This window comes from Serratia sp. CY71090 (assembly GCF_052166845.1).
Lineage (GTDB): Bacteria > Pseudomonadota > Gammaproteobacteria > Enterobacterales > Enterobacteriaceae > Serratia > Serratia nematodiphila.
Genome location: NZ_JBJNOA010000011.1, coordinates 86518 through 102262 on the forward strand (window position 1 = coordinate 86518; position 15745 = coordinate 102262).

Sequence of the window (15745 nt, forward strand, 5' to 3'; positions counted from 1 at the left end):
ATTGTTTGAGGTCATCTTTCATGTCTCTGGCGTTACGCCGCGTTGCCCCCTCTCTGCTGACCCGTTTGCAGGTGCCGATCCAGGTGGCGTTGTATGCGGCGCTGTTCCTGATCGCCGATCGTCTGGTGCAACAATTCCACCTGCCGCTCCCCGCCAATATCGTCGGCATGCTGATGCTGCTGGCGCTGATCCTGCTGCGCATTCTGCCGCTGAGCTGGGTCAAGGCCGGCTCCCGCTGGCTGCTGGCGGAAATGCTGCTGTTTTTCGTGCCGGCGGTGGTGGCGGTGGTCAACTATGCCCAGCTGCTGATGGTCGAAGGCTGGAAGATCTTTCTGGTGATCGCGGTCAGCACCATGCTGACGCTGGGCGCCACCGGGCTGGTGGTGGACAGGGTGTATCGGCTGGAGATTTGGCTGCAGCGGCGGAAGCAGCGCCATGAATGATTTCATCCTTAGCCTGGCCTGTTTTCTGGCGACGCTGGCGCTCTATTTCGCCAACAAGAAACTCTATCGCCGCCGCCGCACGTTGCTGCTGATGCCGCTGGTGCTGACGCCGATGATTCTGGTGTTGCTGCTGGTGGTCACCCACATCTCCTATCAGGACTACATCGGTGAAACCCACTGGCTGCTGTGGCTGCTGGGGCCGGCGACCATCGCCTTCGCGGTGCCGGTGTACGAGAACCTGCATATCATCCGTCGCCATTGGCTGTCGCTGACCGCCGGGGTAACGACCGCAGTGCTGGTGGCGGTGTACAGCTCGGTGTGGCTGGCGCGCCTGCTGACGCTGCCGGAAGAGGTGCAGCGCAGCCTGGCGGTGCGGTCGATCACCACGCCGTTCGCGCTGGAGGCCGCCAAGCAGATGGGCGGCCAACCGGACCTGGTGGCGTTGTTCGTGGTGATCACCGGGGTGTTCGGCATGGCGGTGGGCGACATTCTGTTTCTGCGGCTGGCTGTACGCAGCCGCCTGGCTAAAGGGGCCGGATTTGGCGCATCGTCGCACGGCGCCGGCACCGCCCGCGCCTATGAACTGGGGCCGCAGGAGGGCGTAGTGTCGAGTCTGGTGATGATGTTGGCCGGCATTATCACGGTGGTGGCCGCGCCACTGATCGGCCGGCTGATGTGGTAAGGAGGCGGTCTGCGGCGAACTGCGCCGCAGACCGTAGAGCGTCAAGGAAGGTTGCCTAGCATCACCGGCGTGCGCGATGACTGTCGCAAGGCGCGTCCTATCTCCTCGTGGCTGAAGATAATGGAGTGATGATTGCAGGGCAACGGATGCACCTGCAGATGTTGACCGATTGCCGACAGGCCATTGTCGGCAATCGCCAGCAGTTCCCGCTCATCGCCCAGGCCGGTGATATTCAGATTTGCATCTTCGGTCGCCTTGAACAGCGTGATGCGTGCATGTTGCAACGGTGCGCTGAGCGTTTGTTTCGCCAATGCCAGCTCCGTCGGCTCTGCCTTTAAGGCCCGGTCGGCGGCCTCGCCGTCAATACCCAACATGGCCAGCATCGCCGCCAGCATGCCCGGCTCGCTGCGGATCTGGAATGGGGTTCGGTAGAAGGTATCAAGCAGGAACAGTTGGATGTCGCGATAGCCCTGGCTTTCCAGTTGAGCGGCCATCTCCAGCGCGATCAGGCCCCCTAGCGACCAACCCAACAGACGGACGGGGCGCGCCGGCGACAGCCGCATATGGCCGAGATAATACGCCGCCAGCTCGCGTAGCGAAGTGATGTGCGGCTGTTGGAACAGGTTGTAATTGTTGATGCCTAACACATTGAAATCTTTCTCTAAATAGTTCGCCAGATCGCGATAAACATCGCAACCGGTGACGGCAGGATGGATCATCCAAACGCTGTCGGGGCTGATGGCGTGGTTCAGGCGCTCTACCTGTTTAAAGGTAAAACTGGCCTGATTCAGACGCGTCAACAGCTGCTGCAGAGGTTCGGAGGTGGCTGGAGCCGTCGCGGGCACGCCGTCGGTGAGAATACGGGCCTGGCCGCGCAGCGTCGAGTGAGCAAACAGCGTCTTAATGCCTAACGAATGCCCGTGTCGCTTCAGTTTAACCAGCAGTTGAATGGCGTGCAGCGAATGGCCGCCCAGCGCGAAGAAATCATCGTCGCGGCCAATGCGCGTTGTGCCCAGCAGTTCGCTCCACAGTTCGGCCAACTGCTGTTCCTGCTCGCCTTGCGGGGCTTCATAAGCAGCGGTTTCCTGCATGTTGGCCGGTGCCGGTAACGCTTTGCGATCCAGCTTGCCGTTGGGCGACAGCGGAAAAGCATCCAGCCGGATAAAACAGGACGGCACCATAAAGTCCGGCAGGTGTTGCTGCAATTGCCGACGCCATTCGGCGGCGTCGGCCGTTTGCTCTGGGGCGATGACATAGGCGACCAGGCGCTTGCCGCCGCTTTCGTTTTCCCGTGCCAGAATGGCGGCGTCTTCAACCCCTGAACACTGTCTGAGCTGTTGCTCGATCTCGCCTAATTCAATGCGCAGGCCGTGGATTTTGACCTGGAAATCGTTTCTGCCCAGATACTCAATGTTGCCATCCGGCAGCCAGCGGGCCAGATCGCCGGTTTTATACAGGCGAGCCTGCGGCTCGGCGCTGAAAGGATCGGCGATAAATCGCTCGGCGCTCAGCGCCGCGCGGTTCAGATAACCACGGGCAACCTGAATACCACCGATATGCAATTCGCCGGCGATGCCAGGCGGTAACGGTTGCAGTTGGTCATCCAGAATATGGAGCTGGGTATTGGCGATCGGTTTACCGATCGGTACCAGCGGGCGAGGATCATCGGGCAGGCATTGCCAGCTGGAAACGTCTACGGCGGCTTCCGTCGGGCCGTAGAGATTGTGCAGTTCCGCCTGCGGCAACTGCTGCAGGCAACGTTGTACCGTAGCGAGCGGCAACGCCTCGCCGCTGCACACGATGCGTTTCAGGGAGGCGCACTGCGCCATACCGCCGTGGCGCAGAAACAGTTGCAGCATAGAGGGGACGAAATGCAGTGTGGTGACGCCATGTTGTGCGATGCAGGCGCTGAGATAATCCGGTTCCTGGTGACCGCCCGGTTTGGCGATGGCCAGCCGGGCGCCGACCATCATCGGCCAGAAAAACTCCCAGACAGAGACGTCGAAGCTGAACGGCGTTTTCTGCAGCACGACATCATCCGGCGTCAGTGTATAAGCCTTTTGCATCCACAGGAGTCGGTTGATCACCCCGCGGTGTTCGTTCATCACCCCTTTGGGTTTCCCCGTCGAGCCGGAGGTGTAAATCACATAAGCCAGGCTGCGCTGTGGATCGGCGGCCAGCGGCGGCGGGTTGCCATCCGGCGCTTGCCGCCACAGATGGCTCTCACGCTGAAGATGCAATCGCGGCACGGCGATATCGCGCAGCGGGTGCAGCGCGTGTTCGCCGCCATCGTCGATCAGAACGAATCTGGCGCCGCAATCTTGCAGCATGTGGCGCAGGCGGTCTTGTGGATAGTCGGGATCGAGCGGTACATAGGCGGCGCCCGCCTTCAGGATGGCGTACAGGGCAATCACCATATCCGGGCTGCGGTTGACGCATACCGCGATGCGATCGTCAGGCTGTAATCCCTGCAGCCTGAGAAAGGCAGCCAATCGATTCGCCCGCTGATTCAGCTGTTGATAACTGATCTCGTGGTCCCCGTAGCACAGCGCCGGCGCTTCTGGCGTCAGCGCGGCCTGCCGTTCCAGGAATTGATGTACGCCTTGCGGCATGTCTGCCCATGTTTGTCGGGTTTCATTCCATTGATGGAAGATTTGCTGTCTTTCCTGCGGCAACAGCAGCGGTAACTGCCCCAGCGGCAGCGCCGGATCGCCGTCCAGTAGCGTGTTCAGCAGGTGCAGTATGCGGGCGGCGATGCGCTCACCGTCTTCCTGACTGAACCAGGCCTGATTGAGGTTGAACTCCAACAGCGGGTCGTCGCCCGGATGGTAATGGCGCAGGTAGACGCCGAGGGGCAGCTGTTCCTGACCGTGGTGCAGGTTTTCAACCTTGAACTGGCTGCCTTCCAGTTCGATGTCGGTCGGAAAAACCTCCAGAGAAAAGCTGATGTCGAACAGCTGGCGCCGATCCTGCTGATGCAGGTTCAACTGGCGGTTGAGTTCGGCAATGGGAAAACGCTGGTGACGATAGCACTGGCGCAGCTCGCTGCCGATTTGCCGCAGTAAGTGGCCGAAGGATTGCTGTGAATCGACCGTGATGCGCAGTGGGATCATCGAGGAAAACATGCCCAATGTTTGCTTATGTTCGGCGGTACTGCGGTTATGTACCGGCACGCCCAGCGTGAATTGATCGGTTTGCCAAATCCGGGCGAACCAGGTGGCCAGCAAAGCGCTAAAAAAATGCATTGCAGAACCGCCCTGCGCGGCGGCGTATTGTTCCAACTGTAGGAAACGCTCGCGTGGCAACCGCTTGATTATCTGATGGCTGGGATAGGTTTGTTGCTCACAGTGATTTTGGCGGCGTTCCAGCATGGAGGGGGGCGCGTCGATGAAACGCTTCAACCAGAAATCACGATCGCGCTCGTAGCGTGGAGACTGCTGATAGGTGCGATCGCTGATGACGAAGTCTTGATAACGCGAGCGGGGGGCTTCGTTTTTTATCCCTGCTTTTAATTGTTTATAGCGCTCCATGATCATTTTGCTCAGCAGGGAAATTGAGGTGCCGTCCGCAATCAGGTGATGGGAAGCAAGCAGCCATAGCGTGCTGGATCCGCTGACTTTGGCCAGGTGGCAGCGCCAAAGCAGGCTGTCATACAGTGAATAAGGCTGCAGGAATTGAGAACGAAGGTGTGTTTCTGCCAGGCTGATGGCATCTTGTCTGTGCGAAAAATCGTGGTAATGCAGGTCGATATAGGCCCGGTCGCAGGTTTCCTGGGTAATGCCTTGCGGCGTTTCTTTCAGCGTGGTTTGCAACGCATCATGTTGTTGCTGTATTTGCCGTATGGCTTCTTGAAAAAGCGGTAGCGAAATCTCGCGCTCTACGCGCCATAAACACCCAACGTTATATAAGGGGATATCGGGGTTTAAAGATTGGTCTAGCCACACGGCTTGTTGCACGGTCGTCAGGGAATAAGCGGACACGGAACCACCTCCACAAATAAGGAATGAATCGAATTAAATAAAATGAGTCGCAGCCAAGCACTCGAACATTATAAAAGGTGATTGTTAAGTTGGCCTGTTTTCACATTAAATATTTTTAATGGTTTTGTTTAATCATAATTAATTCAATGTATTCACTATTAATGATTTATGTTTTATTTATTTTTAAACTAATTGTTTGCCATTGCTTTTGTGGCGTGTTAATCACGATTGACTGGCTTTTCTACGTGGTATTGGTAAGTGAAATTGTGTAATTTATTGTTTTGTTTGTGTTTTTTGTTTTTGGTGAAAAGGAGCGGAACTGAGGCGGTTCGTGGGCGATAACGGAGTGGTATCTCAGCGGGCAAGTTCGGTTGCTTCTCTGCAAGAGATAACAGGCTGAATCATAAAAAATTATAAAGAATCTCTTATGCTGTATTATTATAAAAGAAATAATAATGAATAATAAGAAGTAAAGCTTATTGTGATTTCATGCATTTCTTTATTCGTAATTCTGCTGTTAACTTTCATAGGAGTATGACGTTTAAATTAAACTGCGATGAATGATCCGTTATTGGGCAATTAATGGATTAACTTTAATGAGATAATAAATGTGAAACGTTGATGCCGAGTGATACCCGAAATGAAAGGCGCAACGAGAACCCTGTCTCGCTGCGGCTCGATCCTACGGGGAGGTAGCAGGTTAGCAGACGGCGGCTTTGACGAGTTCCACCACCAGTGGCGAAAGCTCGCCGCGCAGTGCAGCGCGTTCCGACTGGAACAGCGTGGCGACGTAAAAACGCCGCTCCGGCAGTTCGATGGCGCGCACGTCGCCTTCGGCATCGTGGCCGCTGATAATCAGCGGGAAGCGCTCAAGGTCGGCGACGAAGTCCGGAGCCACGCCAAAGTTGCAGTGGTAGCCTTCATGGGTGTTCAGGCTGCCGTAGGCCTGCGCGACGCGGGTGTCAGGCCGAAAAACGATGTCGCCGGTTTTTTCCACCAGCGAGCAGCTCAGCGGAGCGATCACCAACCGGCCACCGCTGTCGGTTTCCGCATGGCCGGCGTCGTGCCAGCCCATCACGTTGCGGGCGTACTCGATGATGGCGTACTGAAAGCCGCCGCAGGAACCGAGGAACGGCACGTCGTTTTCCCGCGCATGCCTGATCGCCATAAAGGCGCCGTCGTCGTGATAATATGGGCTGCCTGGCACCACCCAGATGGCATCGAAATCTTGCAGGACATCAGGGGAGGTCAGGGTTTCGGTCGGTAGCCACTGGGGCTGCACGTCGATGTCGAGATGGGCGGCGGTGAGCTGGAGCGCCACGGGGATGGCCTGATGGGCCACGGCTTGCGGGTTGTAATCACCGACCAGAGCAATGCGGACTTGAGCTTTCATCATTTCCTTTCCTGTGCGGGTAAAGAAGGAGATTACAGGAAAGCGAAATGTTGCGCCGCAGATTTTTTAAACGCGACGCACAAAAAAGCCCGGCGTCGGCCGGGCTGGAAAACGGGGCTCAGTACAGCGACGGCGCGCCGACCGGCCGGGTTTTGAAGCGGCGATGCAGCCACAGATATTGCTCCGGCGCCCGCATGATCTCTTTCTCGATCACTTTGTTCATATAAGCCGCCGCCGCCTGTTCGTCGCTGAGCGGGTAGCCTTCCAGGGCCGGCTGGATCAGCAGGTCGTAGCCGCGGCCGCCTTCACGGCGGATCAGCACCACCGGCACCAGCGCCGGGTTGGCCATGCGCGCCAGCATGAAGGTGCCGCTGGTGGTGGCGGCCTGATCGACGGCGAACAGCGGCGCGAATACGCTGCCGCGCGGGCCGTAATCTTGATCCGGCGCGAACCAGACCGCCTCACCGCGCTTGAGTGCGTGCACCATGCCGCGCAGATCCTTGCGATCGATCATCGCCTTGTTGGAGCGCATGCGGCCCTTGGTTTGCGCCCACTCCATCGCCTTGTTGTTGTGCGGGCGGTACATCGCCATCATCGGTTGGCACAGGCCCATTGCCCGGCCGCCCAGCTCAAGCGACATAAAGTGCACGCCGATCACCAGCACGCCGCGGTCGTCACGCTGCGCCATTTTGAGGTGGTTGATGCCGGAGACGTTAAACCAGCGCTTAACGCGTTTATCCGACCAGAACCAGGCCATGCCGGTTTCCAGCAGGCCCATGCCGAGGGACTCAAAGTTGCCCACTACTTTACGCTCGCGCTGTGTTTCGTCCATTTCGGGGAAGCACAGTTCGAGGTTGCGGCGGGTGATGGCGACGCGACGCTTAAGAAAGCGCATCGAGGTGCGCCCCATCCATACGCCAAGGCGGTTAAGCAGCGGGTAGGGGAGTTGCACCAGCAGGAACAACAGGGCCAGGCCGAACCAGGTCAGCCAGTAGCGCGGGTGCAGCAAGGAAAGTTGAAATCTCTTTTGGCGTTTCATAGCAGCTCGTTTATGCGTTAGGGGGTAGCAACCTGTAGCGCATAAAGGATCCACTCGATAGCGATACAACTACTCAGACACCCGGGGACGGCCAGGGTTTAGTCAGAATTCCATAATTGACTAAACATTTACATTCGAAGGGCGGTTTGCGCTGCTATCAGGCTTCGGAGGGATAGCTGTTGGCCAGCGGAGGCGGCTCTAGGAATGCGTATGTTAACACAGGGTACGGGGTACAGAGGAAGAGAGGCATGCGAATATTCTCATTCGCGTTGCCTCTGGATTGACGATTGGCGACGGTTTACAGGCTGGGGAGGATGATGGCGGCGAAAATGGCGGCGATCACCAGCCATTTCAGCAGATAGTAACCGCGGCGATTACGCGCCTTCAGGCGCTGGCCGGCGTCGCGCACCGCGTTGACGTATTTGAAGATGCGGTTGATGCCGCCGGTGCGGTCCTGATCGTCGTTCGGCGAACTGGCCGCCGACATCAGCGTAGCGCCGACCCAGTGGTTGACCGCTTGCGCCCAGCGCCATTTCATTGGCCGCTCGACGTCGCAAAACAGAATGATGCGCGTCTGATCGGTGGCGTTCTGCGCCCAGTGCACGTAGGTTTCGTCGAAGATCACCGCTTGGCCGTCGCGCCAGCTGTGCTGCTCGCCGTCCACCTCGATGAAGCAGCGATCGTCGTTGGGCGTCATCAGCCCCAGGTGATAGCGCACCGAGCCGGCGTAAGGATCGCGGTGTTTACCCAAATGGCTGCCGGGCGGCAGCTCGGCGAACATCGCCGCCTTGACCGATGGGATGCGGTTGAGCAGCTCGACGGTTTTCGGGCACAGCGTTTGCGCCGAAGGGTGGCTGTCGCTGTACCATTTCAGATAGAAACGTTTCCAGCCGCGTTTGAAGAAGGTGTTGAAGCCGGCGTCGTTGTGCGACTGCGCCTTTTTGATGTGATCCTGCAAGCGCACGGCTTCCTCGCGGATCACCTGCCAGTTGTCGGTCAGCGTTTGCAGCTCCGGGAAGCCTTTTTCGTCGAAATAGGGCTGTTTGGCGGGCAAACGTGAGAAACCGGTCATAAACATGTTAATCGGCCCCATAAACGTGGAGTGATCGAACAGCTGGCGGGTAAGCTTTTGTTTCTCTTTGCCGCGGGAGTGTGCGTAGAGGAAGCTGATGATAAAAATGCCGATAATGATCGCGGCAACCATAGAATCCATCCCTGTTGGTGCTTGTTAAAAATTCGTACAAATTATAGTTTTGTGACAGGAAAAATTTAACTTTTTCGTGCGCTTTCCCTGCGTGTGCTGCTTGTTGGCATAAAAAATCAATAAAATGATTTGTAATGAAATTTTATATCGATTTTTTTGGTTTTAGTCCTATTCTTAAATCGTTAAAGGGGTGTTTCATGCCATCTTGTTTCATGACGAATAGCACGTATCTGAGAAAAGAGGGACTTATGAAAAAATCAATCATTGCCTTGTCTGCACTGCTGCTCGCTTCCCCGGTGTTCGCTGCTGAAACCGCGACCGACACCGCCGCTCACGCCAGCAACGAAGTCGTCGCCGAGGCGCACAAAGGGGCGGATACCGCCAAAGAAAAGCTGCACCAGTCTCAGGACAAGGGTGAAGAGCTGAAGCTGAAAGCCAAGCATGCCGCCGAAGGCAAGAGCGACAGCGTCGGCAGCAAAGTGAGCGAAGGTTCGCAAAAGGCCTGGCACTCCACCAAACAGGGATCGGAGAAGGCTTGGGACAAGACCAAGCAAGGGGCGGAAAGCCTCAAGAACAAAGTGACCGAGTAAGGTCTCCGCTTTACCCCAAGGGCCGCGCTGCGGCCTTTTTTATTGCCTGCAATCCAGAGCCGATGCCCCGCTTTGTCGCCCCGATTAAAACGTGAGAGTATTCTCCATCTATTGGCTATTGGCGGCTCAATCGTAAGCAAGAAGGAAGCGCTATGAAATCCCACTGGATAAGGTGTTTATTGACACCCCCACCAGCCTGGACAGGCAGAGCATCGGTTATCTTGGGCCTGCTGGTGTTTGTGGTGTTGAGCGGGCTGGATAGCCTGGGCGTGGATTTGGACGGCTGGAAACGCTACGTGATGATCGCGGGCGTGGCGGGTATTTGCTATTTCTTTGCCGGATATATTGATAAGCGCATTCCGCGCAAATCCTCGCCAATGTAGGCACAAGTCAGAAAAAGAAAAAGGCGCTTATCAAATGAGATAAAGCGCCTTTTCAACACGTTAACTGACTAGTATCAGTTCATGCCGTATTTTTTCAGCTTCTTGCGCAGCGTGCCGCGGTTGATGCCCATCATCAGGGCTGCGCGGGTCTGGTTGCCACGGGTGTATTGCATCACCATGTCCAACAGTGGCTGTTCAACTTCAGCCAGTACCAGCTCATACAGGTCATTTACGTCTTGACCGTTCAGTTGAGCAAAATAGTTCTTCAGTGCTTGTTTAACCGAGTCACGCAGAGGCTTTTGAGTCACCTGATCTTGTGAGTTAACGGTAGAAACGGTCAGTACGTCAGAATTTACGCGTTGTTCGAACATAGTTCTGTCAGCTCTTTTTTTACGCTAAGATTTTCGAAATATGCCTCCAACGCCTCCAGCTGTTCGCTGGCATCCTCTATGGCGTTGAATGTGCGCCGAAACTGGTCATTCGGAGCGTGTTCCTGGAGATACCAGGACACGTGCTTACGAGCAATCCGGAATCCCTTGCCTTGGCCATAGAAGCCGTGCAATTCCCGAATGTGCCCAATCAACAAGCGCTTCACCTCGCCAAGCGGCAGCGGCGGCAGCAACTCCCCAGTGTCCAGATAATGCTGGATTTCCCGGAAGATCCAGGGTCTCCCCTGAGCAGCGCGGCCTATCATCAGGGCATCAGCCCCGGTGTAGTCGAGCACTGCTCTGGCTTTATGCGGGTCAGTAATATCCCCATTCGCGATAATCGGAATGGAAACACTCTGCTTAACTGCCCGAATGCTGTCGTATTCCGCGTCGCCGTTAAACAGACAGGCGCGGGTTCGGCCGTGAATCGTCAGGGCCTGAATACCACAGTCTTCGGCCAGTTGGGCAATCTCTACACAGTTACGGTGCTCTGGCGCCCAGCCGGTGCGAATCTTCAGCGTTACCGGCACATCCACTGCGTCAACCACCGCGTGGAGGATCCGTTTTACCAGATCCGGGTACTGCAACAAGGCGGACCCGGCAAGCTTCCGGTTCACTTTTTTGGCCGGGCATCCCATATTGATGTCGATGATCTGCGCGCCGCTGGCCACGTTGATACGCGCGGCGGCGGCCATATCATCAGGATCGCATCCGGCAATCTGCACGGAGCGGATCCCTGGTTCATCGCTATGCACCATACGCAGACGCGACTTATCCGTCCGCCACACCTCCGGGTTGGAGGAGAGCATTTCGGATACAGCCATCCCAGCACCCATTGCATGACAGAGGGTTCTGAACGGGCGATCTGTAATACCGGCCATCGGGGCCGCAATCAGGCAATTAGTAAGCTGGTGGTGTCCAATGCGCATAGACAAAGAGTGACCATACTGTGTCCGCAAGGGCGCGTATATTACGCATTTTTGCGCCGAGATGAAAGGCCAAACTTTAACCAATTGGCTCGCTATTAGGGCAAAAAATGCGCTGCACAGTGATTCATAAAAATATTGTATATATTTTACAATGAGTTGACGAAAAGTGCTTATTTTGTGTGCGGTAAAATATTCGCCTTTGCGCAGGATATTATCTGCATTCGCCCGCTATTTTTGCCGGGATAACCTGCCTGGAAGGCGCATTGTCAGGGCGATCCATCGTTGAAAGGCAAAAAATTGCATAAAATTTTGTCTTGCCCGTGGGGCGATCGCCGGACAAAAAAAATCCACCGGCGCGGGGCCGGTGGATGAGGGAGCAATATATCGTGACGCTTACTTACGGCGGCCGGTGATGCGGCACCACTCTTCACGCTCGGCGACCGGATCGAGCGTGAATTTCTCTTCGTAGGCTTGTGCAACGCTGCTCGCCTGGCTGGCCAGCACGCCGGACAGCCCCAAATGACCGCCGGCCTTCGGCAGGCAACCGATCAGCGGTGCCAGTTCGCGCAGCGGGCCGGCGAGGATGTTGGCGACCACCACGTCCGCCAGCAGGTCCGCCGGCTGGTCTTTCGGCAGATACAGCTCCAGACGCTCTGAGACGCCGTTACGCTGCGCGTTGTCGCGGCTGGCCTGAATGGCCTGGGGATCGATGTCGATGCCGATAGCGCGCGCCGCACCCAGCTTCAACGCGGCGATCGCCAGGATGCCGGAACCACAGCCGAAATCGATGACGGTTTTGCCGGCCAGATCGAAGCCGTCCAGCCACTGCAGACACAGCGCGGTGGTCGGGTGGGTGCCGGTGCCGAACGCCAGGCCCGGATCGAGCATCACGTTGACCGCGTCGGGATCCGGCACGTCGCGCCAGCTCGGGCAGATCCACAAGCGCTCGCCGAAGCGCATCGGGTGGAAGTTGTCCATCCATTCGCGCTCCCAGTCCTTGTCTTCCAGCTGCTCTATCTTGTGGCGGAATCCGGCGCCCAGCAGCGGGTGCTGTTCCAGCATCGTCACCACGTCGGTCATATCGGTTTCCGCGTCGTACAGGCCGATCACATCGGTATCGCCCCACAGCAGGGTTTCACCCGGCAGCGGCTCGAACACCGGGTTGTCGTGGGTGTCCTGGAAGGTCACCGACACGGCGCCGCTTTCCACCAGCGCGTCGCTCAGGTCTTCCGCCTGGCTGCCGGTGGTGTTCAGTTTGAGTTGGATCCAAGGCATAGCAATTCTCTTCAAGAGGGTAATGATGACGCCGCCCGGCGCTTTTCGCCGACGACGTTACCGAGATAAAACGCCAACAGGCTGAGCAACAGCGAAGGCACGATAGGATGCAGCCCCGCCGGTTGCAGGTTGAAGCTGGCCAATAGCGTATAGCATACCGCACCCGACACCATTGAGCTAAGCGCTCCCTGAGCATTGGCGCGTTCCCAATACAGGCCCAGCACCAGCGGCCACAGGAAGACCGCCTCCAGCCCGCCGAAAGCCAGCAGGTTGAGCCAGATGATCATCTCCGGCGGGCGCCAGGCCGCCAGCAGCACCAGCAGGCCGAGGATCAGCGTGGTCAGGCTGGAGAAGCGCTTGAGCAGCCGCTCGTTGTGGATCTGCTGCGGCCGCACGCCAAGGTAGAGATCCTTGATGATGGTGGCGGAGGATTGCAGCAACTGGGCGTTGATGGTCGACATGATCGCCGCCATCGGCGCCGCCAAAAAGATCCCGGCGGCGTACGGCGGCAGCACGGTGATCATCAGCGTCGGGATCACCTGGTCGGGGATCTTGAGATCCGGCAACACCGCGCGGCCGAGCGCGCCGGCCAGGTGCATGCCGAACATCAGCACCGCCACCACCACGGTGCCGAGCAGAATGCCGCGATGCACCGCCTTGCTGTCCTTGTAGGAGATGCAGCGCACGGCGGTGTGCGGCAGGCCGATCACCCCGAAGCACACCAGGATCCAGAATGACGCCATAAACGGCAGGCTGAGGATCTGATCGCCGCCCTGCGGCGACACCAGCGCCGGATCGATCTGCTGCAGTTTGCTCACTGCGCTGTCCAGTCCGCCAGCGGCATGGATCACGGCCACCAGCAGCAGCACGGTGCCGAGCAGCATCACCAGCCCCTGCATGGCGTCGTTCAGCACGCTGGCGCGGAAGCCGCCGAAGGCGGTGTACAGCGCGATGCTGATGCCGAAGATCAACAGGCCGGTGTCGTAAGGAATGCCGGCGGCGGTCTCCAGCAGGCGTGCGCCGCCGATGAACTGCACCGTCATGGCGCCGAGGAACGCCACCAGCAGGCTGAGGCTGGCCAGCCACACCAGCAGGCGGCTTTGGTAGCGGCCATACAGCATGTCATTGAGAGTAATGGCGTTGTAGCGCCGCGCCAGGATGGCGAATTTCTTGCCCAGCACGCCGAGCGACAGCCACACCGCCGGCAGTTGGATCATCGCCAGCAGCACCCAGCCCAGGCCGTATTTGTAGGCGGCGCCGGGCCCGCCGATAAACGAACTGGCGCTGATGTAGGTGGCGGTCAGGGTCATCGCCAGCACAAAGCCGCCCATCGAGCGGTTGCCGAGGAAATATTCGCTGAGGAAGTTTCCGTTCTGGCGGCGTCGATAGGCGTACACCGACAGGCCGAACACCAGCAACAGGTAGGCGACCAGCGGCAGGATCACTTCAGTTTGCATCGCGGTCCTCCAGCGAAATGTCGCGGAACACCGTGCGCACCATCAGCCAGCACAGGCCGATGAACAGCAGCGGCACCAGCAGGCAGGCCATTTCGAACCAGTGCGGCAGGCCGGTGACGCCGATGGCGCTGTCCGGCAGGTAGGCCGCCAGCCCCCAGGCCAGCAGGTAGAGCAGCGTCAGCCCCAGCGCCCAGCGCGCTTCGCGGTGCGCCTGAATAAAGCGTTTGTCCATCAGTGTCCCCCATAGGTTTACGATGATGGCTTGTGACAAGAACAGATGAAGGAACAGGATTGTACGGAATGTGCGGCGTTTGGCTAATAAATTATTTACCTTTCCGGTGAACGCAACGGGGCGATGGAAAGAAAAGAGGGGGGTAAATATATAAATTTTTACCGGTTTACTTCGATGAGAAAATAATTAAAGAGAATGGGAAAGGAATGGGTTTTATATTGGTTGGCGCAACCGGAATCGAACCAGGTGACCTCTGTGAAGTATGACACAGCGCTCTACCACTGAGCTACACGCCTGCAATAAGCAGATTTATAACATCTCCTAATCATTCATGTAAATAGATTCCTTTTATTTTTTGGCATTAAATAAATCGTTCGATTAAATAATGACCCGCATATCCTTCGCTATTTATTTACTGTGATTAATATCACGATAAAGCCGCCCCGTTAATACGTTTAAACAAGGGCGGCGTTAATTAGCGGGTTAACAATATCACGCGGTTATCGTTCTTTTCTCAGATATTCTTTCCGAAATAGTATAAAGAACGATGACGCCGATGCATAAAAAGAACATCACGGCATACAGGGCGCCACCGCCACCTTGTTTTAACAGCAAACCGCCGACAAAAGGGGCGAGCGCCAGGCCAAATTCGTAAAACGTGGCGGCACCGAAGTAAGCCCCTTTTAGGTTAGCCGGCGCCATACGATCAATTTGTATATTGAGCGTAGGGAACAGGATGACTTCGCCGAGGCTGAGCAGGAACATGGCGACCAACCACAGCACCCAGCTTTCACTGGAAACCAGCAGGAAGACAATTTGTGAAAGCGCGAGAAAGAACACGCCCAGGCTGGTTTTCAGTGCCAATGATATGCGACGGGTAAAGCGCTCGGTGAAATACTGCAGCGTTATCACCGTGGCTGCATTGATGAATATCAGCACGCTGAGCAGGTATTCGGGGTTGTACACCTGGCTGATCATGAGGTATTGCGGCAGCGTCACGTCGATCTGCCCGTAGACCAGCATCACCAAAATGTTGGCGACTACCAACACCTTGAACGCCTGATCGTTCCAGATAATCCGCAAAGAGCCAATGAACGAGAAGGTGGCGTTGCGCGTTTCTTTACCGTGCCCCGCTTTGAATACCGCGAGCACCAGCAGCAAATAGCAAAGGAACGACAATGCGGTGACGAAGAAGGTGGCTTTCTGCGCCGTCAGCCCGAGAGCGACACCCACTAATGGGCCTACGGCTGCGCCCACGTTCATCAGGAAGTAGCGGATGTTCAACGCGCGTTCTCGCTCTTGCCTGTCATGGAGAATATCGCCGATCACCGCTTTGCTGGCGGGTTCGATCAATGAGCGCGAAATGCCATTGAGTAAAATACCGACAAAATACCACGCCGGTGAGTTGGCCAACGCAAGTACGCTAAATGAAATGATAGCGGCAATTGCACCGAGAATAATCAACGTGCGACGGCCATATTTGTCTGATGCGCCACCGAAGAGATAGCCGAAAGAAATAGACACGATAAGTGATACGCTCATCATGACGCCGATTTCCACCGGAGTCATCGCGTAGTTATTTCTCATGAGAATGGTAATGAATGGCCAAATCATGAAAAAGCAGGCGCGCGTCAAAAACGTCCCGATAAAGATAACCCATATTTCTTTTGGGAAATAAGGGATGAATGTTGACCTCAAGGCGGTTTCTCC

Annotated in this window: 14 protein-coding genes and 1 tRNA gene; 4 read left to right on the forward strand and 11 right to left on the reverse strand. The window is 56.7% G+C overall.

From position 1 onward, the window contains the following. Positions 1 to 20: 20 nt before the first annotated feature. The gene (locus ACJ8OK_RS19295; protein ID WP_004936830.1) at positions 21 to 443 is read left to right on the forward strand and encodes a CidA/LrgA family protein; all 423 of its coding nucleotides are present in this window, start codon (positions 21 to 23) and stop codon (positions 441 to 443) included. Continuing rightward, positions 436 to 1125 (forward strand): LrgB family protein, encoded by a 690-nt coding sequence (locus ACJ8OK_RS19300; RefSeq protein WP_004936833.1) that lies wholly within the window; start codon positions 436 to 438, stop codon positions 1123 to 1125. The genes ACJ8OK_RS19295 and ACJ8OK_RS19300 overlap by 8 nt, the downstream gene beginning before the upstream one ends. A gap of 41 nt (positions 1126 to 1166) precedes the next feature. Here ACJ8OK_RS19300 and ACJ8OK_RS19305 read toward each other — a convergent pair whose 3' ends face one another. The 4 genes from ACJ8OK_RS19305 to lpxO all read right to left on the reverse strand — a co-directional run bounded on the left by ACJ8OK_RS19305 (position 1167) and on the right by lpxO (position 8741). Further along, positions 1167 to 5105: a non-ribosomal peptide synthetase gene (locus ACJ8OK_RS19305; protein ID WP_442530844.1), complete on the reverse strand. Its 3939-nt coding sequence runs from the start codon at positions 5103 to 5105 to the stop codon at positions 1167 to 1169. Positions 5106 to 5805: 700 nt separating this feature from the next. After that, on the reverse strand, positions 5806 to 6501 hold the full coding sequence (locus ACJ8OK_RS19310) for a CTP synthase C-terminal region-related (seleno)protein (RefSeq protein ID WP_311265832.1): 696 nt from the start codon (positions 6499 to 6501) through the stop codon (positions 5806 to 5808). Between the two features lie 115 nt (positions 6502 to 6616). Beyond that, on the reverse strand, positions 6617 to 7537 hold the full coding sequence (lpxP, locus tag ACJ8OK_RS19315; RefSeq protein ID WP_033631986.1) for a kdo(2)-lipid IV(A) palmitoleoyltransferase: 921 nt from the start codon (positions 7535 to 7537) through the stop codon (positions 6617 to 6619). Positions 7538 to 7835: 298 nt separating this feature from the next. Continuing rightward, complete coding sequence (gene lpxO / locus ACJ8OK_RS19320) at positions 7836 to 8741, reverse strand: lipid A hydroxylase LpxO (RefSeq protein WP_004936848.1); 906 nt, start codon at positions 8739 to 8741, stop codon at positions 7836 to 7838. A gap of 248 nt (positions 8742 to 8989) precedes the next feature. Here lpxO and ACJ8OK_RS19325 point away from each other — a divergent pair, with 248 nt between their 5' ends. Both ACJ8OK_RS19325 and ACJ8OK_RS19330 read left to right on the forward strand, forming a co-directional pair. Continuing rightward, a complete protein-coding gene (locus tag ACJ8OK_RS19325; RefSeq protein ID WP_004936850.1) occupies positions 8990 to 9331 on the forward strand; it encodes a hypothetical protein in 342 nt (113 codons plus the stop codon). Positions 9332 to 9483: 152 nt separating this feature from the next. Continuing rightward, entirely contained in the window at positions 9484 to 9714 is a 231-nt protein-coding gene (locus tag ACJ8OK_RS19330; RefSeq protein WP_442530845.1) for a hypothetical protein, read from the forward strand. Between the two features lie 74 nt (positions 9715 to 9788). Here the strand turns inward: ACJ8OK_RS19330 and fis are convergent, their stop codons facing one another. The 7 genes from fis to ACJ8OK_RS19365 form a co-directional block, all read right to left on the reverse strand. Next, complete coding sequence (fis, locus tag ACJ8OK_RS19335) at positions 9789 to 10085, reverse strand: DNA-binding transcriptional regulator Fis (protein ID WP_000462905.1); 297 nt, start codon at positions 10083 to 10085, stop codon at positions 9789 to 9791. Then, positions 10067 to 11071, reverse strand: coding sequence for a tRNA dihydrouridine synthase DusB (gene dusB, locus ACJ8OK_RS19340; protein WP_004936856.1), 1005 nt, complete (start codon positions 11069 to 11071; stop codon positions 10067 to 10069). Before dusB ends, fis begins: the two co-directional genes overlap by 19 nt. A gap of 393 nt (positions 11072 to 11464) precedes the next feature. After that, a complete protein-coding gene (gene prmA, locus ACJ8OK_RS19345; protein ID WP_442530847.1) occupies positions 11465 to 12346 on the reverse strand; it encodes a 50S ribosomal protein L11 methyltransferase in 882 nt (293 codons plus the stop codon). A gap of 11 nt (positions 12347 to 12357) precedes the next feature. Beyond that, a complete protein-coding gene (gene panF, locus ACJ8OK_RS19350) occupies positions 12358 to 13803 on the reverse strand; it encodes a sodium/pantothenate symporter (RefSeq protein ID WP_442530848.1) in 1446 nt (481 codons plus the stop codon). Beyond that, the gene (locus ACJ8OK_RS19355; RefSeq protein ID WP_004936865.1) at positions 13793 to 14035 is read right to left on the reverse strand and encodes a YhdT family protein; all 243 of its coding nucleotides are present in this window, start codon (positions 14033 to 14035) and stop codon (positions 13793 to 13795) included. The genes panF and ACJ8OK_RS19355 overlap by 11 nt, the downstream gene beginning before the upstream one ends. 219 nt (positions 14036 to 14254) lie before the next feature. Beyond that, a tRNA-OTHER gene (locus ACJ8OK_RS19360) sits at positions 14255 to 14331 on the reverse strand. Between the two features lie 196 nt (positions 14332 to 14527). Then, entirely contained in the window at positions 14528 to 15733 is a 1206-nt protein-coding gene (locus ACJ8OK_RS19365; RefSeq protein ID WP_082997293.1) for an MDR family MFS transporter, read from the reverse strand. Between the last annotated feature and the right edge of the window lie 12 nt (positions 15734 to 15745).